The sequence below is a fragment of the Monashia sp. NPDC004114 genome (genome assembly GCF_053603855.1).
In genome coordinates, this window is record NZ_JBSGGK010000012.1 from 155,188 (window position 1) to 174,706 (window position 19,519).

Annotated in this window: 18 protein-coding genes; 8 read left to right on the top strand and 10 right to left on the bottom strand. The window is 70.8% G+C overall.

All coding sequences use genetic code 11. From position 1 onward, the window contains the following. Nucleotides 1-33: 33 nt before the first annotated feature. On the bottom strand, nucleotides 34-510 hold the full coding sequence (locus ACWEOW_RS16365) for a Fur family transcriptional regulator (RefSeq protein ID WP_452270281.1): 477 nt from the start codon (nucleotides 508-510) through the stop codon (nucleotides 34-36). A 43-nt stretch (nucleotides 511-553) separates the two neighbouring features. On the opposite strand from ACWEOW_RS16365, the gene tdh reads away from it, so the two are divergent. Together tdh and ACWEOW_RS16375 are read left to right on the top strand one after the other, a co-directional pair. After that, a complete protein-coding gene (gene tdh, locus ACWEOW_RS16370; protein WP_452270282.1) occupies nucleotides 554-1,591 on the top strand; it encodes an L-threonine 3-dehydrogenase in 1,038 nt (345 codons plus the stop codon). A 1-nt stretch (nucleotide 1,592) separates the two neighbouring features. After that, nucleotides 1,593-2,246, top strand: coding sequence for an alpha/beta fold hydrolase (locus ACWEOW_RS16375; RefSeq protein WP_452270283.1), 654 nt, complete (start codon nucleotides 1,593-1,595; stop codon nucleotides 2,244-2,246). On the opposite strand, the gene ACWEOW_RS16380 is transcribed toward ACWEOW_RS16375, so the two are convergent. Beyond that, a complete protein-coding gene (locus tag ACWEOW_RS16380) occupies nucleotides 2,233-2,604 on the bottom strand; it encodes a hypothetical protein (RefSeq protein ID WP_452270284.1) in 372 nt (123 codons plus the stop codon). The genes ACWEOW_RS16375 and ACWEOW_RS16380 overlap by 14 nt on opposite strands. Nucleotides 2,605-2,742: 138 nt before the next feature. Between ACWEOW_RS16380 and ACWEOW_RS16385 the strand changes: the two genes are divergently transcribed. Further along, entirely contained in the window at nucleotides 2,743-3,303 is a 561-nt protein-coding gene (locus tag ACWEOW_RS16385; RefSeq protein ID WP_452270285.1) for a dihydrofolate reductase family protein, read from the top strand. Here ACWEOW_RS16385 and ACWEOW_RS16390 read toward each other — a convergent pair. From ACWEOW_RS16390 to ACWEOW_RS16405, 4 genes are all read right to left on the bottom strand, one after another. After that, on the bottom strand, nucleotides 3,293-6,379 hold the full coding sequence (locus tag ACWEOW_RS16390) for a CHAT domain-containing protein (RefSeq protein ID WP_452270286.1): 3,087 nt from the start codon (nucleotides 6,377-6,379) through the stop codon (nucleotides 3,293-3,295). The two genes, ACWEOW_RS16385 and ACWEOW_RS16390, sit on opposite strands and share 11 nt — an antisense overlap. A gap of 3 nt (nucleotides 6,380-6,382) precedes the next feature. Continuing rightward, nucleotides 6,383-7,210 (bottom strand): caspase family protein, encoded by an 828-nt coding sequence (locus ACWEOW_RS16395; RefSeq protein WP_452270287.1) that lies wholly within the window; start codon nucleotides 7,208-7,210, stop codon nucleotides 6,383-6,385. Nucleotides 7,211-7,306: 96 nt separating this feature from the next. Then, nucleotides 7,307-7,759, bottom strand: coding sequence for a TIGR03668 family PPOX class F420-dependent oxidoreductase (locus tag ACWEOW_RS16400; protein ID WP_452270288.1), 453 nt, complete (start codon nucleotides 7,757-7,759; stop codon nucleotides 7,307-7,309). Further along, complete coding sequence (locus ACWEOW_RS16405) at nucleotides 7,746-8,192, bottom strand: pyridoxamine 5'-phosphate oxidase family protein (RefSeq protein ID WP_452270289.1); 447 nt, start codon at nucleotides 8,190-8,192, stop codon at nucleotides 7,746-7,748. The genes ACWEOW_RS16400 and ACWEOW_RS16405 overlap by 14 nt, the downstream gene beginning before the upstream one ends. A gap of 304 nt (nucleotides 8,193-8,496) precedes the next feature. Between ACWEOW_RS16405 and ACWEOW_RS16410 the strand changes: the two genes are divergently transcribed. After that, nucleotides 8,497-9,690: a glycine C-acetyltransferase gene (locus ACWEOW_RS16410; RefSeq protein ID WP_452270290.1), complete on the top strand. Its 1,194-nt coding sequence runs from the start codon at nucleotides 8,497-8,499 to the stop codon at nucleotides 9,688-9,690. A 23-nt stretch (nucleotides 9,691-9,713) separates the two neighbouring features. On the opposite strand, the gene ACWEOW_RS16415 is transcribed toward ACWEOW_RS16410, so the two are convergent. Further along, the gene (locus tag ACWEOW_RS16415) at nucleotides 9,714-10,145 is read right to left on the bottom strand and encodes a pyridoxamine 5'-phosphate oxidase family protein (RefSeq protein WP_452270291.1); all 432 of its coding nucleotides are present in this window, start codon (nucleotides 10,143-10,145) and stop codon (nucleotides 9,714-9,716) included. 108 nt (nucleotides 10,146-10,253) lie between these two features. Between ACWEOW_RS16415 and ACWEOW_RS16420 the strand changes: the two genes are divergently transcribed. After that, nucleotides 10,254-12,296, top strand: a complete 2,043-nt coding sequence (locus tag ACWEOW_RS16420) for an NAD(+) synthase (protein ID WP_452270292.1) — start codon at nucleotides 10,254-10,256, stop codon at nucleotides 12,294-12,296. A 10-nt stretch (nucleotides 12,297-12,306) separates the two neighbouring features. Then, entirely contained in the window at nucleotides 12,307-12,810 is a 504-nt protein-coding gene (locus ACWEOW_RS16425) for an N-acetyltransferase family protein (protein ID WP_452270293.1), read from the top strand. Nucleotides 12,811-12,853: 43 nt separating this feature from the next. Here ACWEOW_RS16425 and ACWEOW_RS16430 read toward each other — a convergent pair whose 3' ends face one another. From ACWEOW_RS16430 to ACWEOW_RS16440, 3 genes are all read right to left on the bottom strand, one after another. Continuing rightward, on the bottom strand, nucleotides 12,854-15,016 hold the full coding sequence (locus ACWEOW_RS16430) for a DEAD/DEAH box helicase (protein ID WP_452270294.1): 2,163 nt from the start codon (nucleotides 15,014-15,016) through the stop codon (nucleotides 12,854-12,856). Between the two features lie 244 nt (nucleotides 15,017-15,260). After that, nucleotides 15,261-16,019 (bottom strand): VIT1/CCC1 transporter family protein, encoded by a 759-nt coding sequence (locus ACWEOW_RS16435; protein WP_452270295.1) that lies wholly within the window; start codon nucleotides 16,017-16,019, stop codon nucleotides 15,261-15,263. A gap of 98 nt (nucleotides 16,020-16,117) precedes the next feature. Then, nucleotides 16,118-16,879, bottom strand: coding sequence for a hypothetical protein (locus tag ACWEOW_RS16440; RefSeq protein ID WP_452270296.1), 762 nt, complete (start codon nucleotides 16,877-16,879; stop codon nucleotides 16,118-16,120). 140 nt (nucleotides 16,880-17,019) lie between these two features. On the opposite strand from ACWEOW_RS16440, the gene ACWEOW_RS16445 reads away from it, so the two are divergent. Together ACWEOW_RS16445 and ACWEOW_RS16450 are read left to right on the top strand one after the other, a co-directional pair. Beyond that, nucleotides 17,020-17,757 carry a response regulator transcription factor gene (locus tag ACWEOW_RS16445; protein WP_452270297.1) on the top strand — a complete coding sequence of 246 codons (738 nt, stop codon included), beginning with the start codon at nucleotides 17,020-17,022 and terminating at the stop codon, nucleotides 17,755-17,757. 85 nt (nucleotides 17,758-17,842) lie between these two features. Continuing rightward, entirely contained in the window at nucleotides 17,843-19,393 is a 1,551-nt protein-coding gene (locus ACWEOW_RS16450; RefSeq protein WP_452270298.1) for a HAMP domain-containing sensor histidine kinase, read from the top strand. Nucleotides 19,394-19,519 lie beyond the last annotated feature (126 nt).

Below are 19,519 nucleotides of genomic sequence, written 5' to 3' on the forward strand. Positions count from 1 at the left end.
CTCCCGACGACAAGGTCCAGGCCCGCGTCTCGCTCAGTGGTGGGAGGCGCACTCCCGGCAGGTGCCCAGCAGGGCGGCGTGGCTGGTGTCGAGGGTGAACCCCAGCGTCTCGCGCAGCCTGGCCGCCACACCGTCGAACGCCTCGGGAGGGACGTCGAAGACCTTGCCGCAGTGGTGGCACTGCACGTGGGCGTGACCGGATGCGATGGCCGGCTCGACGGTCTCGGCGCCCGCGAGGTGGTAGACCACCGCCGAACCGCCGAGGTGCACGTGAGACAGGATGCCGATCTCCGACAGCGACGTCAGCGTCCGGTAGACCGTCGCCCGGTGCACCGAGGGCTCGACCTCCGCGACGCGCGCACCGATCTGCTCCGCGGTCAGGTGCTCATCGGCGTCCGCTGCGTCGAGGACCCGCAGGACGGCATACCGTGCCGGGGTCACGCGCTCGCCCTCGGCCCGCAGCCGGGCGACCGCCTCGGCTACCCGCTCGCCTTCGACACTGCTGGTCACCACAGCATTATCGGGGTGAAACGGCGGGTGGCAGACTCTCCCTGTGCGTGCCCTCACCAAGCTGACCGCAGGCCCCGGACTCGAGCTCGTCGACCGACCCGAGCCCACCTGCGGCCCCACCGACGTCAAGATCCGCGTGCTCCGGGCGGGCATCTGCGGCACCGACCTGCACCTGGCCGGCTGGGACGACTGGGCCGAGTCGACGGTCCGGCCGCCGCTGGTCATCGGCCACGAGTTCTACGGCGAGGTCGTCGAGGTCGGCGAGGACGTCACCAGCGTCCAGGTCGGTGACCGCGCCTCCGGCGAGGGGCACGTCGTATGCGGAGTCTGCCGCAACTGCCGCGCCGGGCGGCGGCACCTGTGCATCCGCACGCAGGGCATCGGCGTCAACCGCGACGGCGCCTTCGCCGACTACGTCGTCATCCCGGCCTCGAACGTCTGGGTCCAGCCCCCCGACCTCGACCCCGACCTCGGTGCCGTGTTCGACCCGCTCGGCAACGCCACCCACACCGCGCTGCAGTGGCCGATGGTCGGCGAGGACGTCGTCATCACCGGCGCCGGCCCGATCGGCGTCATGGCTGCCGCGATCGCGCGACACGCGGGAGCGCGCTACGTCGTGGTGTCCGACGCGAGCGACTACCGGCTGGCCCTGGCCGAGCACGCCGGCGCCGACCTCACCATCAACGTCACTCGGGAGTCGCTCGCCGACGCCCAGCGCCACCTCGGGATGAAGGAGGGCTTCGACATCGCCCTCGAGATGTCGGGAGCCGCCCCGGCCGTCGCCGACCTCATCTCGAACATGAACCACGGCGGCCGGATCGCGCTGCTCGGCCTGCCGCACCAGTCCTACGACCTCGACTGGGGCAAGGTCATCACGCACATGATCACGCTCAAGGGCATCTACGGCAGGGAGATGTACGACACCTGGTACGCCATGTCGCAGATGATCGCGACGTCGGAGCGGTTCCGCGCGGCGGTCACCCAGGTCATCACCCACCGGTTCCCTGCGGAGCAGTGGGAGCAGGCGTTCGAGACCGCACGGTCGGGCCAGTGCGGCAAGGTCGTCCTCGACTGGAGCTGAGGTGAGCCCGGACCCCCGACCTCGCCCGCTCGTGCTGCTGCACGGGCTCGGCCAGTCGCCGTTCGTGTGGCAGGACTTCGTGTCGGCGCTCGGCGCGAGTCGCCCGATGAACGCCCCGTGGATGCGTGGCCTGCGTCCCAAGGACCCCGTCGGTTTCGACCTGGCCGGTGCGGCCACCGGCGTCGCCGACGACCTCGACCTGCAAGGCATCCGACAGGCCGACTTCCTCGGCCTGTCGATCGGGGCGAGTGTCGCCCTGCGCATCGCGGTCGAGCGCCCTGACCTCGTCGGCCGGCTCGTCGTCGGCGGTGCCCTGATCCGGCCGTCCAGGACCGCGCTGCGGATGCAGAAGCTCGCCATGCGGCTCGTGCCGGAGGCCAAGCTCGTCGACGCGGGCGTCTCACGCCCGCGGATGCTCGCGGTGTTCGACGCCTTGAAGGACTTCGACGGGACGGAGTCGCTGCGGCAGGTGTCCGCCCCGACCCTCGTCGTGGCAGGCGCCAAGGACCGGACGGGTGTTGCCGCGGCGCAGCAGCTGGCTCACCTCGTGCCCGGCGCCGAGCTGTCGGTCATCGACGGGGCGGGGTCGGTGCTCAACACCGAGTCGCCCCGCGAGCTGGCCGACGTGACCGAGGACTTCCTCAGCAGAGGTTGATGCCGCCGGCATCGAGCAGCCGGGCGATCTGGTCCTGGTCGGTGACGGCCGGGACCATCCAGTCCTTCCCGGCCACCGAGTTGACCGCCGTCTTGCACTCGAACGTGCTGACCCGGCGGTCGAGGTCGACGGAATGCTCGTAGAACGCCGCCTCGAGCGGCTGACCCTTGTCGTCCGTGCAGGTGACCTTGTGCTCGGCGACCGACCCGCTGGCGTCGTCCGGGCAGACGATCGTCGCGACAGCGGACCAGGCGGGGTGCTGGGGGTCCACCGGTGCCGCAGCGGGGGAGCTGCCGCAGGAGCCGAGCAGGAGCGCGCCGATGACGGCGGCGAAGGCGTGGGGGAGTCGACGGGGCACGGGGAGCTTCCTGGTGGGAATGGAGGGGAGCCGCCCGACCTCGTGAGCCGGGGCAAACCCCGGTAACTCTAGTCGTGCTCAGGCGATTCGCCAGCCGGGAGGAAGCCCGCACGCACGAGCGCGTGACAGAGTCAACACATGGGAAGGCTCATCTACACGACGATTGCCTCGTTCGACGGCTACGTCGCCGACGAGACGGGCGGCTTCGGCTGGGCCGCGCCTGACGCCGAGGTGCACCGGTTCGTCAACGACCTCGAGCGTGACACCGCTACCTACCTCTACGGGCGCAGGCTCTACGAGGTGATGGCCTATTGGGAGACGGCTCCGACAGACAACCCCGACACGGACGCCGGGGACGACTATGCCCGGATCTGGCAGGCGGCCGACAAGGTGGTGTACTCCACGACGCTCACCGAGGTGCCGACGCCCCGGACCACGCTCGAGCGCACCTTCGACCCGCAGGCGGTCGCGGCGTTCGTCGCCGGCGCGGACACAGACGTCAGCATCGGCGGCCCACACCTGGCGGCCCACGCCTTGCGGGCGGGCATCGTCGACGAGATCCGCATGCTCCGGGTGCCGGCGGTCGTCGGCGCCGGCAACGCCGCCCTGCCGGACGGCATACGGCTGGATCTCGAGCTGCTCGACAGCCGACGCTTCGCGGCGGGCACCACGTATGCCGCGTATGCCGTCAGGCGTTGAGCGGCCCGTCACCTGCCGTTCCGCTCGAGCTCCCCTCGCCGGCGTCGCCCGTCCCCGCATCGCCGTCGATGGCGACCAGCCCGTCGTGCAGCGCGCGCAGGAAGCTCGCCCGCCCTCGGGCTTCCGTGCCGGCCATGACGATGAGGAAGTCCACCTGGTCGCGGACCTGCCGGAGCTGTTCCTCGCTGCCCAGCTCGCTCGCCCTGCGGTAGAGGTCGAGTGCCTCCTGGGCATCGTCGGCCGTGGCGCGCGGCCCCCACAGGGCATCGAGCACCTTGAGGTCTCCGTAGACCGCGACGCTCCAGAACGTCGGCGCCAGGTACGCCTCCTCCTTCGCGGCGGCCATGCACTGGTCGATGAGGGCCCTGGCGGCATCCTTGCGAAGCAGCTCGCGGCCGTCGACCGGTCGCCAACGCAGAGCCAGCTCGGCTGCCAGCCAGTTCGCCAGGGCGCCGTGGCGGCGGCGGTCGCCCTGCCCCGCGGCGTCGCGGGCGGACCGGTACCACTCGGCCATCTGCTCGAGCGCCTGGTGCGTCCGCGTCCAGTCCCTCGCGCGAGGCGACGCGCCCGGCCGGTCGGGACAGGTCACCAGGGCCAGTCGCTTGTAGGCACTCGCCACCCGCCAGAGCCGGTCGACGGTCAGCCCGTTCGACGCCTTGCCTGTCGGCGCCTGGGTGCCGAGGACGAGTGCCGCAGGGTTGTCGAGCAGGCTGCGGAGCTTGTCGATGGCCGCCTCGATCGTGGCGGCGGCCTGGTCAACCGCGCCGCCGTCGGACGTCGCGGTGGCGGCCGAGCGCACGACCTGGTCGATCCACACCTCGAAGTCGTGCACGGTCAGGGCAGTGCCGCCGTGCTCGAGGGTCCGTTCGAAGTACTCGGTGGCGTGCGTGAAGTCGCCGAACTTGTTGTAGGTGCGGGCGATGAGCACCTGAAGGTCGTCGTCCTCGCGGTCCGCGGGGGACAGCTCGTCGTAGAGCTCGGCGAGCCGCTTCAGGCCGGCACGGGTGTTGCGGCTGACGTCGACCGACTGGCTGAGGTTCTCGATCTCGACCCGGGCCTGCTCGGCGCTCGCCGGCGGGCGGTGCGTCCCGGTCGAGTGGTGCACGACGGCGTCGGGGGCGAGGCGGTAGTCGGGGTCGCCGTAGCACTGGTAGGCGCCCCACGTGTTGACCGACTGGTAGTCGTTCCACGTCTGCCACCGGGCGGCGCTGATCGCCTCGCCGAAGGTGGCTCCGGCCAGCAGCCGGTCGTAGAGCGTGTTCGCGAAGGTCGAGGCCGCAGCGTCGTCCACCGCCCATCCGCACGCGACGACGGCACGAACACCGATGTCGATGAGCTCGGTGGCGAAGCTGGCGGCCAGCCGGTGGTAGGTGCCTGTCTGCGGAGTGTCGCCGCCAGGGCCGATGGCGCCGAGGTGGCAGCAGTTGACGACGACGAGCTCGGGAACCTGACGCATCTGGCCGATCTCGCCGGCGGTGAGATACATGCCGTTGCCGAGGACCATGCCGGTCACCGTGGCCTGGGTGCCGTCACCGATCGGCCACTGGTAGACGCCGTGTCCGGCGAGGTGGACGACACGGTAAGGGCCGTCGAACAGTGACTGGACGACCTTGGTGCCACTCTCGGCCACGATGGGATTGGCCTCAAAGCCATTGGAACGCAAGGCCTTTGCGACGTCTTTGGCCTCCTGCTGAGCCGCCGGGAGAGCGCTGAGGCCGCTCGCGGTGTCGCCGACGACAAGCGCCCGGCTGTTCGTCGCCGACAGCACGTGGCTGCGCATGGACGAGCCCTCGAGCTGGCGCACGAGGCCGCGGCGCACGCCGAGCGGCTGCCGGTCCTCCTCGGTGCCGTGGTCGTCGAGCAGCTCCCAGGGATAGTGCGCCGACCCGGGGTCGACAACCAGGACGAGGTTGTCGGTGTCGGGCGCCTGCGCCTTGAGCTCGTTCGGGAAGAGCAGCTCGAAGAGGGTCCGGGCCGCGGACGGGTCCGGAGACGGCGAGTCGACGAGCGACTCGACGAGGCGGTCCACGAGGGCCCGCTGCGTCGGCACGGTCCGCGTCGGAGTGCCGGCTCGGCGCACCGACGCCTCGAAGGTCAGCCCGCCGTCGTCCTCGCTGCGGACGCGGACCTGCTGCCACCACCCGGTCGGCTCCTGGAAGAGCAGCCGTCGCTGTCGCCCGGGGCGCGCTTCGAGGCGCAGGTCGGCGGTGAACGACGACGCGAGCTCGCCACTCGTCAGGGACGACTCGAGCGCCTCGACCGCCTGCAGGGCGCGGTCCTGCCAGATCTCGATGATCTCGATCTCGGCCAGGTGCACGGGCAGGTTGGTGTCGGCGAGCCGGTCGTTGGCACGCTGGACCCCGGTGAGCAGGGCCTGGACGCTGTCGCGCACCGGAAGACCGCCGGAGCCCGTGCCGATGAGCAGCGTCGACAGGCACAGCGTCTGGACGTCGGATGTCGGGCGCGCGGGGCTGCCGCCGACGTGGGCGAGGGCCGCGGTCAGGGCGCCGTGCGCGACCGCGCGGGCGAGCGAGGCGGCACTCAGCGCGCCGAGCGGCCCGAGCCCTGCGACGATCGCCCCGGGTGGCCGCGTCCACTCGTCGGGGTCGGTGAAGACCTGGCAGGTCTCGAGCGGACCGGGGTAGATGCCCAGCAGGGCTGCCCGCGACAGGCGTCCGTCGAGCAGCTCGTCGAGTGCGGCCTCGCCGCCGATGAGCGTGCTGCCGGGGTAGTGGCCGACGAGCACATGGTGCCGCGCGAAGCGCAGGTCGCCGTGCGACACCCGCACCCGGGTGGCCGGCCGCGGGTCGTCGTCGGGTGGCTCGGGAGCCGGTTCGGCGACCTGAGGCGCGAGAGCCGGAGGCGCATCCCCTGGCGCCGGCGCAGCGGCATCCGGCACGGGAGGGGGCGCATCACTTGGCGCGTCGCTTCGCTGCGCCGCGGCATCGGGCACGGGTGGCGGCGTGGCGCCGGCGGGCTCCTGCGGCGGTATGCCGTCCGTGTCCTGGCCGGGCACCTGGCCGTTGTGCGGTGGCTCGGGCTCGAGCGGGGTCGTGCTGTTCGCGACGGTGGACATGCATCACTCCATGGCGGAGAGGAACGTCTGGTCGAACCGCGGTGCCCGGCCCTCGAGCTGGGGCACCTGGTCGTAGCTGTCGCGGAGCCCGGCGAGCGTCGCGGCATGGATCTCGCGGTAGGTGCCATCCGGCTGGTCCTGGATGGCTCGAACGAGGTAGTAGGTGAGCGCCCCGTTGAAGGTCCCGGCGATGTCGGCGTCGGCGGAGGTCTGGTCGTCCCGGCAGCCGGAGATCAGCGTCTCGGTGATGTCCACGTCGTGGACGTCGTCGGGACGGCGGCGCCGGCCGACCCGACGAGGTGTGCCGGTGAAGCCGCCGCCACGCTCGACGTCGTCGGGGTTCGGCAGGAACCGCGAGATGATCTCCGGTTCCGGCGCGCCCGGCGGACGCGGCGGCTCGCGTGTGTTGCTGCCGGAGTGACAGCAGTCCATGACGACGGTGAGGCTGGCCCGCGGGTCGAGGCGGTCGAAGGTCGCCCGCAGCCAGTCGTCGGTGAGGGGGTCGTTCCAGTCGAGGTCGTGCGGGCAGAGGATCTCGTCGCGGTGGTCGGCTTCGTCACCGCTCGTGTCGGGGACGTTCGAGCCGTGGCCGGAGTAGTGCAGGTAGAGGATGTCGCCCGCGGACGCGCCGTCGACGAGGGCCGCGATCTGCTGCTCCATCGCCGCCTTCGTGGCCTGCTCGTCGAGCAGGAGCGTCAGGTCCGACGGAGCGAAGCCGTGGACCTGCTGGAGCGTCTCGGCGATGTCGTTGACGTCGTTGACGCACCCACGCAGGTCGGCGCCAGGGATGGCGTACTTGTTGACGCCGATGAGCAGTGCCCGCTTGGCCATGACGTGCTCCTTCGTCGGGCGCGCCGCAACCCGACGCGACGGCCCTGCACCATCAGTGTTCTCCGCTGGGGCGGTTGATACACGTGGTTCGAGGGTTTACGTCTGGTTCGGCTCCGCGGCGCTCCACGCGGCCCAGCGCTGCACCACGACCCGGATCAGCGGGCCGAGGTGCTCCGCATCCGTCTCCTGGGGGTACTTCGCCCGGAGCGCGATGACCGCCGCGTCACCCGCGACCGTCGGGACCTGCACGACCGAGGCGTCTCCGTCGGCGCGCACCCACCACAGGCGGTCCCAGTCCTCCTCGTAGTGGTCCACGACGAGGCTGACCCTCGGGTCGGCCTCGATGTTCGCCAGGCGCCGGAGCCGGCGCGTCGACTTCGGCTTGGCGTCGACGGCGATCCAGACCACGTCGGCAGGCCGCTCCAGGACGAACGTGACGGGCACGAGGTGGGGTCGGCCGTCGGAGTTGAGCGTCGCCAGCCGGGCCACCCGCCCGGCGGCGAACCGCTCACGCACCCACGGCGCGACGGCCGGCTCACCCAGAGGCATGCTCCATCATGCGCTCGATGGCGCTGGGGAACCTCGTCTCGAAGTCGAGCATCCCGACCCACTCCGGGGTGACGTAGATGCGCGCCATGTGCGACATCATGGCCCCCAGGGTGGCCAGCCACTGCCGCCCGGCCTCATCGCCGAGGCTGCGGATGGTCATCTCTTCGTACTCAGGGGCGATGCCCTCGACGACGTCGGTCCGGATCGTGCCCCGGACCATCAGCACCTTGTACGGCATCTCGTCCGTGTCGATGGTCACGGCCACCTTCGCGCCGGCGACCAGCGCCTGCATCTTCGGAGAGTCCGTCGGCGTGCCGAAGACGATCTCCGTGCCGTTCCAGTGGAATCCGATCGGGATGACCCGCGGCGACCCGTCAGTCCACGTGTAGGCCAGCCGGGCCGGGAGCGGAGACCGCAACAGCCCCTGCGCCACCGGGTCGTCCAGAAGGCTGATTCGTTTACCCAGATGTCCGTCACGGTGCGCCTGTTCCGGACGATGGATGGGGGGCCCAGAGGGTGGGCCGCTCGAACGTCCTGGCGCCCCGATCGCCCTTCAGGCGGCCCCTCAGATTCTGCTCCGAAATACGGAGCAGAATCTGAGGGGCCTGGCCTGCCTTCCGCCGGCCGCCGAACAAGGCCTTCGACGGGGGCCCGGCGCGCCCGCACGGTGCTCGGGTGGGAGCCGGGCGGCATACGCTGGGGGGCGCTACCAGCCCGCCGACGCGCGAAGGACACCGATGTACGGCTCAGTCAAGGACGAGATCGCAGTGACCCTGCAGGAGATCAAGGACGCCGGCCTCTACAAGAACGAGCGGGAGCTGACCTCTCCCCAGTCGTCCCACGTCACCACGCTCAAGGCAGAGGCACTCAACTTCTGCGCCAACAACTACCTCGGGCTCGCCGACGACCCGGCGATCGTCGACGCGTCGAAGAAGGCGCTGGACGAGTGGGGCTTCGGGATGGCCTCGGTGCGCTTCATCTGCGGCACCCAGACGCTGCACACCGAGCTGGAACGCAAGATCAGCGACTTCCTCCGCACCGAGGCGACGATCCTCTACTCGTCCTGCTTCGACGCCAACGGCGGCGTCTTCGAGGTCCTCTTCGGCGCCGAGGACGCGATCATCAGCGACGAGCTCAACCACGCGTCGATCATCGACGGCGTGCGCCTCAGCAAGGCGCAGCGCTACCGCTACCGCAACGCCGACATGGACGACCTGCGGGCCCAGCTCGAGGCCGCGGTGGCGGCGGGTGCGCGCCGCAAGGTCGTCGTCACCGACGGTGTCTTCTCGATGGACGGGTCGTACGCCCCGCTCGACCGCATCTGTGACCTGGCCGAGGAGTTCGGCGCCCTGGTGTTCGTCGACGACTCCCACGCGGTCGGCTTCGTCGGGGCCGGCGGCCGCGGCACGCCGGAGCTCTTCGGGGTCCAGGACCGCGTCGACATCATCACCGGCACGCTGGGGAAGGCGCTCGGCGGCGCCTCCGGCGGTTACGTGTCGTCGCACCGCGAGGTCGTCGACCTGCTGCGGCAGCGGTCGCGCCCGTACCTCTTCTCCAACTCGGTCGCCCCCGGCGTCGTCGCCGGGTCGATGGCCGCGCTCGACCTCGTCGCCTCGTCGGCGGAGAAACGCGAGATCCTGGCCCGCAACACCGAGCTGTTCCACCGCCTTATGACCGAGGCCGGCTTCGAGCTGCTCCCCGGCACCCACCCGATCCGGCCGGTCATGTTCCCCGGCGAGGACGGTGCCCGACGGGCTGCGCAGGTCGCGGACCACATGCTGACCAACGGCGTCTACGTCATTGCCTTCTCCTACCCCGTCGTGCCCAAGGGCAAGGCCAGGATCCGGGTCCAGCTGTCGGCGGCGCACTCCGAGGACGACGTGCGCGCGTGCGTCGACGCGTTCGTCAAGGGACGAGACGCGGTCGGCTGAGGACCTGTGCCGCTGTCGAGGGGTCAGTCCGTGTCGACTCGCGCGTGCAGCCAGGGGCGGTGCAGGTCGAAGCGGCGGCCGGTGATCTCGTCGCCGTCGATCTCGACGACGATGTATTTCGGTGTGCCCACCCACGGGCGCATGGGCAGCCGGTCGGCGACCCAGGCGGCCTGCCCGACGAGCTGACGCGCGCGGCCGCGCAGGATCACGCTCGTGGCATGCTCACCCTCGATCTCGTCGACCTCGAACGCGACGTCGGCGTTCATCGTCATGCCGAGCAGCTTGCTGCCCTCCATCGTGAGGAACAACAGCCGCTGTCCGTCGACGACGTAGTTGATCGGCACGATGTGCACCTCGTCGAGCAGGTGGAACGCCAGGCGGCCGAACTCGTGAGCGCGCAGGAAGTCCCAGCTCTCCTCGGGATGCAGGACGTGGACTGGATCCTGACTGGTCATCGAAGCCACCTTTCATCGTTCTACTACCAATGGTAGGAGGGCCCCGGTGACGGCGCACCCTGTCGCGGCGAGTCTCGTGTCACACCGCACGTGCGATTGACTGTGCCCATGGACTTCTACAGCTCCTACGCCCAGGGGTTCGCCCGGGTCGCGGCCTGTACCCAGCCGATCGTGGCCGTCGACCCGGAGCGCAACGCCGACGCGGTCATCGCGCACGTGCGCGACCTGCACGACGACGGCGTCGCTCTCGCGATCTTCCCCGAGCTCTGCCTGTCCGGCTACGCCATCGACGACCTGCTGCTCCAGGACCCGCTCCTCGACGCCGTCGACGACGCCATCGCCCGGATCGCCGAGGCGACCGCCGAGCTGCGCCCGCTCGTCGTCGTCGGCGCACCACTGGAGCACGGATCGCGCGTCTACAACTGCGCCGTCGTGATCCATGCCGGTCGCGTGGTCGGCGTCGCGCCGAAGTCCTACCTGCCCAGCTACCGCGAGTTCTACGAGCGCCGCCACTTCGCCCCCGGCGACGACCAGCGGGGCCAGACCATCGAGGTCGCCGGAGACCGCGTCCCTTTCGGGCCCGACCTGCTCTTCCGCGCGACCGACGTGCCGGGCTTCGTGCTCCACGTCGAGGTCTGCGAGGACATGTGGGTGCCCGTCCCACCGAGCGCCGAGGCGGCGCTCGCCGGTGCGACCGTCCTGGCCAACATCTCCGGGTCGCCGATCACCGTCTCGCGCGCCGAGGACCGCCACCTGCTCGCCCGCAGCGCCTCCTTCCGGTGCCTCGCGGCATACCTGTATGCCGCTGCGGGAGAAGGAGAGTCGTCCACCGACCTGTCGTGGGACGGGATGACGATGGTCTACGAGAACGGCGCGCTGCTCACCGAGACCGACCGCTTTCCCGAAGGACCACGCCACTCGGTGGCCGACATCGACCTCGACCTGCTCCGTCAGGAGCGGCAGCGGCAGGGCACGTTCGACGACAACAGGCGCAGCATCGCCGAGCGCATCGCGCCCTTCCGCACTGTCGACGTGACGCTGGACCCGCCCACCGAGGACATCGGCCTGATGCGCAAGGTCGACCGCTTCCCGTTCGTCCCCGACGACGAGGAGCGCCTCGCCCTCGACTGCTACGAGGCCTACAACATCCAGGTCTCGGGCCTCGAGCAGCGCCTGCGCGCCATCGGCCAGCCCAAGATCGTCATCGGCGTCTCCGGCGGTCTCGACTCGACCCATGCGCTCATCGTCGCTGCCAAGGCCATGGACCGGCTCGACCGGCCGCGCAGCGACATCCTCGCCTTCACGATGCCCGGTTTCGCGACGAGCGACCACACCAAGAGCAACGCGATCGCGCTCATGGAGGCGCTCGACGTCACCTGGGCCGAGCTCGACATCCGTCCCACCGCGACCCAGATGCTCACCGAGATGGGGCACCCGTTCGGACGGGGCGAGGAGGTCTACGACGTCACGTTCGAGAACGTCCAGGCCGGGCTGCGCACCGACTACCTCTTCCGGATCGCGAACCAGCGCGGCGGCATCGTCCTGGGCACCGGCGACCTGTCCGAGCTCGCGCTCGGCTGGTGCACCTACGGCGTCGGCGACCAGATGTCGCACTACGGCGTCAACGTCGGTGTCCCCAAGACCCTGATGCAGCACCTCATCCGGTGGGTCGTCTCGTCCGGCCAGTTCGAGGACCACGTCGGCGAGACGCTGACCTCCATCCTCGCGACCGAGATCACTCCCGAGCTCGTGCCGACGAAGCACGGAGACAGGCCGCAGAGCACCGAGGCCTCGATCGGGCCCTACTCGCTGCAGGACTTCAACCTCTTCCACATGCTCCGACGCGGCTACCGTCCGTCGAAGATCGCCTTCCTGTCCTGGCACGCGTGGCACGATCCCGAGGCGGGCGACTGGCCGGCGGGCTACCCGGAGAGCGAGCGGACGGCATACGACCTGGCGACGATCCGAGCGTGGCTGGACGTGTTCATCCGGCGCTACTTCGCCAGCCAGTTCAAGCGCTCGGCGCTGCCCAACGGGCCGAAGGTGGTCGCTGGCGGCTCCATGTCGCCGCGCGGCGACTGGCGTATGCCGTCCGACGCGACCGCGGCCACGTGGCTCAACGAGCTCGACGCCAACGTCCCCGAGCAGTGAGGAAGTGCACGTGACCGACAGCGTTCTCGTCCGCGACTACGACGACGCCGACTGGGAGCAGGTCTGGCCGATCATCGAGCAGATCGTGCGGGCGGGCGACACGTTCCCGTACCCCACCGACCTCGGTGAGGCCGACGCGCGGGCGATCTGGCTGGAGAACGGCCCGGGCGGACGGGCGACCGTCGCGCTCGACAGCCTCGGGCGCGTGCTCGGCACGGCCAAGATGGGCCGCAACCGGCCCGGCCCCGGCGCGCACGTGTCCACGGCCAGCTACATGGTGTCCGCAGCGGCTCGCGGAAAGGGGGTCGGACGAGCTCTGGTCGTCGACTCCCTCGCGTGGGCCCGCGAGGCCGGGTACGCCGCGATGCAGTTCAACGCGGTCGTCGAGGACAACCTCGGTGCGGTCTGGCTCTACGAGGACCTCGGCTTCCGCATCGTCGGAACGGTGCCGGAGGCGCACCAGCTGCCCGACGGGCGTCGCGTCGGGCTGCACATCATGTACATCCCGTTCTGACGGTCCGGCCGGGCGAACCGAAGAGGTGTCGCTCAGGTGTCGCTCAGTCGGCCAGAGCGCGTCGGAGCAGCTCGACGAGGGCGTCGAGCTGGACCGTGTCGCCGCTCGTGACGTCGACGTCGGCGCCGTCGAGCGCCCGCGCGGCGAGGCCCTGCTTGGCGTCGATGAGCTCGGCGATCCGGGAGTCGATCGTGCCCGCGGCGAGCAGGCGCCACGCGGTCACCGGCTCGTCCTGACCGATGCGGTGGACGCGGTCGATGGCCTGCTGCTGCTCGGCGGCGGTCCACGACAGCTCAGCGAGCACGACGTTGGACGCCGCGTGAAGGTTGACTCCGACGCCGGCAGCAAGCAGCGAGCAGACGGCCACCGAGACGTCCGGGTCGTTCTGGAAGCCGTCGATGGCCTCGGTGCGCTGCTTCGTGGTCTGCTCGCCACGGATGGACACCGTTCGCAGGCCCGCGTCGGCCAGGATCGTCTCGGCGGTGTCCATGACGTCGATGTGCTTGGCGAACAGCACGACCTTGCCGACCGAGTGCGACAGCTGCACGGCATAGTCGGCGGCGAGCTTGGCCTTGGCCTGGCCGATCTTGCGGACGATCGTGAAGACGCTCTCGGAGCTGCGTCCGTCGGCCTTCTCGCCCGGTCCGGACCGCAGCTCGGCCGCGGCCACGCGCCGCATCAGGGCCTCGTCGGGCTCGCCCGGGATCTCGGTGGCGTTCGCCTCGGCCAGCAGGGCGCGGTAGCGCCGGGCCAGCTTGTCGCCGAGCGCGCGCTCGGCCGCACGGACCGAGCGGCCCAGCTCGTCGTCCAGCTCGACGGTGATGTCGGCGATGCGCTTGTCGGGCAGGTCGCGTGCGACGTCGACCTTGCGGCGCCGCACGATCCCCATGTCGATGACGGTCCGCCGCGCCTCCGGGTAGAACGCCCGGTCAGCCGGGGTGTAGCCGTTGCCGTCGAGCTTGCGGACGATCTCCGGCGACGGCTTGCCGTCCTTGATCCAGCCCAGGAAGCGCCAGATCGCGTCGAAGTCCTTGACGTCGTTGATCAGCGGCGTGCCGGTGAGGGCCATGAGGAGCGGGTCGCCGCCCGGGGCCGTAGCCCGGAGCCGGTCGGCGATCGCGAGCACCTGCTGTGACCGCTGCGACGTGAGGTTCTTGATGAAGTGGGCCTCGTCGACGACCATCGACCGGAAGCCGAAGCTCGAGAGCCAGCCGAAGTGGCGGTCGAGGATCTCGTAGTTGACCACGAAGACGTCGGCGAAGGCGTTGACGTCGGCGCCGTCGCCGTGGATCACGGTGACCCGGCGCTGCGGCGTCCACCGCTCGACCTCGCGGGCCCAGTTGATCTTCACGACGTTCGGCACGACGGCCAGCATCGGGTAGGCGTTCGCGATGGAGGCAGCCATGACCGACTGGGCGGTCTTGCCGAGACCGGGCTCGTCGGCGAGCAGGAACGTGCGGTGTCCCTCGAGCACGCTCTGCAGGAAGCGCGACTGGTGGACCATGAGCTGCGACCCGGCCGGCGAGAACCGGTCGATCGGCGGCTTCGGCGGGAGCGGCATCGAGGCCGACTCCCCGCCGGCGCCCTGCTCGAACGCCCGGTAGAGCGGTCCGAGCAGCTCCCAGCCGGCGAGGCGGCCGGGGAGGTACTCCTGCTGCCCGGCACGCGTGACGTCGGGCACGAGGAACGGGTTCGCCAGCACGCGGGACGGCACCGACTGCGGTGTCACCTGGCGAGCTGCGATCTGCGGCGGCACGAGCGGCTTCGGCGGCTCGGGCGCGTGGATGACGAGGTCCTCCTCGGCGAGCTCCGCGCCCGACTCGAGGAGCCAGTCCCGGCGCATCTGCTGGGCGGAGGGGCCCGGCTTGGTGTTGACGTCGAGCAGCGTCAGCAGGCTCGTGTCGCGGGCCGCGATCTGGGCCAGGATCGTCGCGATGCCGTCGAGCCGCTTGAGCAGGTCGGCGCGGGTCGAGGCCGGGATCGTGGCGTCGTCCTTGACCCGGGCTCGCTCCTGTCGCATGAGCAGGGCGACGACGAGGAACTTGGTGCGGTTGGTCGGGCTCGCCTTGCCCTTGCCCGCGACCCGCGACTCGACCTCGCGCACCCGGCGCGCGAGGACAGGAATGAGGGGTGCGGGGTCCTCCCGGCGTGGGGAGTCCTTTCGCTGGCCGGTGTCTGTCGGCCCGCGGCGAACGCGCGTTGGCATGTTCCTCCTGATGACGCGTCGAACACCGAGCCGACAACCGGGCGACACCAGGTCGTGTCGTCTGGAAACCCGGATCGGGTCCGGGGACGCGCCGTCACGCGCCCCGAGCCCCCAAGGCCCGGAGGAGACCCGATCACGCAAGGCGTGCAGTGGAGTCGGCTCCCTGGGCATGCGCCTCGGTCGGGCGCTGGGACACCATCGATGCTACCGCCCCGAGCCGGCTGCCGGTGACGATGGCGGCCGGTCAGCCGAGGTTGATCCCGACGATCGCCCCGATCGCGTAGGTGACGCCCATGGCGAGCAGACCGCCGATGACGTTTCGGGCGATGGCCCTGCCGAGCTGGCTGCGGCCGAGCCGGGCACTGATCCAGCCCGTCAGAGCCAGCGCCGCGGCGACGCTGAGGACGGTCACGACGACGCGGGACGAGGCGGGAGCGAACGTGATCGTCAGGAGCGGGAGCAGGGCCCCGACGACGAACGACAGCAGGGACGCCCCGGCCGCCTGCCACGGGTTGGTCAGGTCGTCGGGGTCGATCCCGAGCTCGACCTCCGCGTGGGCGGACAGGGCGTCGTGAGCGGTGAGCTCGCGGGCGACCTCCTCGGCGAGCTCGCGGCGCATGCCCTTCTGCTCGTAGAGCTGGGTCAGCTCCTCGAGCTCTCCGTCCGGGTCCTGGCTCAGCTCGTGCTTCTCCATGGTGATCAGCGCGCGCTCGGAGTCGCGCTGGGTGCTCACCGAGACGTACTCGCCTGCGGCCATCGACATCGCCCCTGCCGAGAGCGCGGCGATGCCGGCCAGGATGATCGCCCCACGGTCGCTCGTCGCGCCGGCGAAGCCGACCACGACGCCCGCGGTCGACACGATGCCGTCGTTGGCGCCGAGGACACCGGCGCGCAGCCAGTTGAGCCTCGAGGAGACGCTCTCGTCGTGCGGCTCGTCGAGGACGTGGGCGGCCCTGGCCGTCGGAGGCTCGGTGGGCGAAGGGGTGGGGCCGGAGTCGGGCATGTCCCGATCGTGGCACTTCCCGGCGGGACGTGGCAGATCGGGCCCGGATCAGGCGGGGTCAGGCGGGATCAGGCCGGGTCAGGCGGGGTCAGGCCGGATCAGGTTGAGGTCCCGCCCTGGCTGAGCTGGTTGGGCTGCTGGTTCAGCTGCTGGTTCAGCTGCTGGTTCAGCTGCTGGTTCAGCTGTTGGAGCAGCTGCTGCGGGTCGAGGTTGCCGAGCTGGCTGAGCTGGTTCGGGTCGAGCTGGCCGAGCTGGTTCGGGTCGATCCCGTTGAGGCCACCGCCGGGTATGCCGTTCTGGAAGTTGGGCACCTGGCCACCCTGGCTGCCCTGCCCGTTCTGGCCGCCCTGGCCGTTCTGGTTGCCCTGGCCGAACGGGTTGAAGCCGTTGCCGCCCTGGCCGCCGTTGAACTGGAACGTGCGCCCGCCTCCCGGGCCGAAGCGGCCGCTGTCTCCGGTCGACCCGGCAGGCATCGCCGCAGCGGCACCGATCGCACCCACCGAAGCCAGCACGATCGCCAGGCCGGCCGTGATGGCGGTCTTCTTGGCACTCCAGCGTCCGCCGCGGGTCGAGGCCGCCGGCAGGCCGGTCGCCGCGAGCGGCGCGTCGGGGCCGACGACGGGAGCCACCGGGACGGGCGCCGTCGGCGGTGCACCGGTCGGACCTGACGCGACCTGCTGGGCAGGCGTGGCCGCGAGGGCAGCGGTGGTCGGCAGGGCGGCATACTGGTAGGCCTGCGCCGGAGGCGCGATCGGCTGCTCGCTCGGCGCCGTCTGCGCGCTCGGCACGTTCGGGTCGAACATCGGCAGTATCGGCCGCGGCTGCTCGCCCGTCGGCTGGGGCGTGGGCTCGGTGGTCATGGCCAACACCGTCGGCGGCGCACCTGTGCGAGTGCTGTGGCGCAGCCATCTCAGTGCTGGGACTCTTGGACAGAAGGTCCACAGAAACGCCACAGGAACATGCTGGCCACCGCACAGCACTCACAGATTCACTGGATGACATGAGCGAGAAGACCAAGCAAGCCGCCGCCAAGCTGCAACGCCTCGACGGCTCCCCCGTGCGCGTGCTCGTCGTCGACGACGAGGCGAACCTCACCGAGCTGCTCGGGATGGCGCTGCGCTACGAGGGCTGGGACGTGCGGTCTGCTGGGTCCGGCATGGAAGCCGTCCGCGTCGCTCGCGAGTTCGACCCCGACGCGGTCGTGCTCGACATGATGCTCCCCGACTTCGACGGCCTCGAGGTGCTGCGCCGGATGCGCACCGACAACCCGAACGTCCCCGTGCTGTTCCTCACGGCCAAGGACGCCGTCGAGGACCGCGTCTCCGGGCTCACGGCCGGCGGCGACGACTACGTCACGAAGCCGTTCTCCCTCGAGGAGGTCGTCGCGCGGGTCCGCGCCCTGATGCGTCGCACCACCGTCGCCGTGTCGGCGTCCGAGTCGATGCTCGTCGTGGGCGACCTCACGCTCGACGAGGACAGCCACGAGGTGATGCGCGCCGGTGACGAGATCCATCTGACCGCGACCGAGTTCGAGCTGCTGCGCTACCTCATGCGTAACCCGAAGCGGGTGCTGTCCAAGGCCCAGATCCTCGACCGCGTGTGGAACTACGACTTCGGCGGCCAGGCCAATGTCGTCGAGCTCTACATCTCCTACCTGCGCAAGAAGATCGACGCCGGGCGCGAGCCGATGATCCACACCATGCGAGGGGCTGGTTATGTCCTCAAGCCGGTCGTCTGAGTCGACGCGTACACCTGAGCGGACCTCCTCGATCTCAGACCTGGTCGACGAACCCCGTCCCGAGGACCTCCCGTCGGCCGACGACGTGCAGGCCCCCTCGCTTGCCCCGAAGCGGTCGCTGCGCGAGCGGTACCGCGACGCGCGCGAGAGCATGGTCCCCTGGTCGGCGTGGACGCTGCGCGCGAAGCTCGTCGCCTCGATGCTGGCGCTGTTCACCGCGCTCAGCCTCGCCACCGGCGCGGTCACCGTCCTCGCCCTCAACAACCAGCTGACGAGCCAGGTCGACGACCAGCTCAACGAGTCGATCAGCCGGATCCTCCACGGTGGCCCGCTGCCCGACTTCCAGGTCACGCAGGAGAGCCAGCGGCGACCTGGCGGCCCGGGTGACGAGGGCCTCATCGCCTTCCTGCCGAACCAGCCGACGGCCCTGTTTCCCACCGACGTCGGTGCGGCCACGTCCCTGGACAAGAATCGCCGCAACCTGACCACCGACCAGCTCTCGATCCTGGCGCACTCCGGTCTCGGCAAGGATGCGACGGACGTCGACCTCGGCGGGAACCAGGGCACCTACCGCGTCGTCGCCGCCTACACGGCCCTGGGGCAGCGCGACGTTCCCATGCAGGCCACTCCCGGCGTCATCATCGTCGGCCTGCCGACGACGCCCAACCAGCACACCGTCCAGCGCATGGTGGTGTTCGCCATCGGCACCGCCACGGCCGGCATCGTGCTCGTCGCCGTGATCGGGACCTGGCTGGTCCGGCGCAACCTCGAGCCGCTGCGCCGCGTGGCCGCCACGGCCACGAAGGTGTCGAAGATGCCGCTGCACACCGGACGGGTGGCGCTCGCGGAACGGGTCGACCCGGCATACATCGACGAGCGCACGGAGGTCGGCAAGGTCGGCGCCGCGTTCAACGAGATGCTCGACCACGTCGACGAGGCGCTCAACTCGCGCCACCAGAGCGAGCAGCGGGTGCGGCAGTTCGTCGCGGACGCATCGCACGAGCTGCGCACGCCGCTCGCGTCGATCAAGGGGTATGCCGAGCTGTCCCGTCGCGAGCCGAACCCCGTCCCCGAGTCGGTGACCCACGCGATGGGCCGCATCGAGTCGGAGGCCACCCGGATGAGCTCGCTCGTCGACGACCTCCTGCTGCTCGCGCGCCTCGACGCCGGGCGTCCCCTCGAGAAGGCGCCGGTCGACATGTCGGCGCTGGTCATCAACGCCGTGAGCGATGCGTATGCCGCGTCGCCCGGCCACCGCTGGGACCTCGACCTGCCGCCGGAGCCGGTGGAGGTCAGGGGAGACGCGGCGCGGCTGCACCAGGTCGTGGCCAACCTGCTGGCCAACGCGCGGACGCACACGCCCGATGGCACGCGCGTCACGACGTCCGTCCGCGAGGAGGGCCCGTGGATCCGCGTGGCGGTCCACGACGACGGTCCCGGAGTGCCGGCGGCCTTGCAGCCCAACGTGTTCGAGCGCTTCGCCCGTGGCGACGGCGCGCGCACCCGGTCAGGCGGCAGCACGGGCCTGGGTCTGTCGATCGTGGCTGCCGTGAGCAAGGCACACGGTGGCCGGGTCGAGCTCGACAGCAAGCCCGGTGACACGACGTTCTCGCTGCTGCTGCCCGCGACCGTCTGACCCCACCACCCGTCGAGTGGTCACTTCATACGCCCTTCACGTCGAGTGGCCTGGCCATCACGCCGCCTCCACCGCCCTCCACGTCGAGTGGCCTCGTCGTCACACCTGAGCGTGTGACGACGAGGC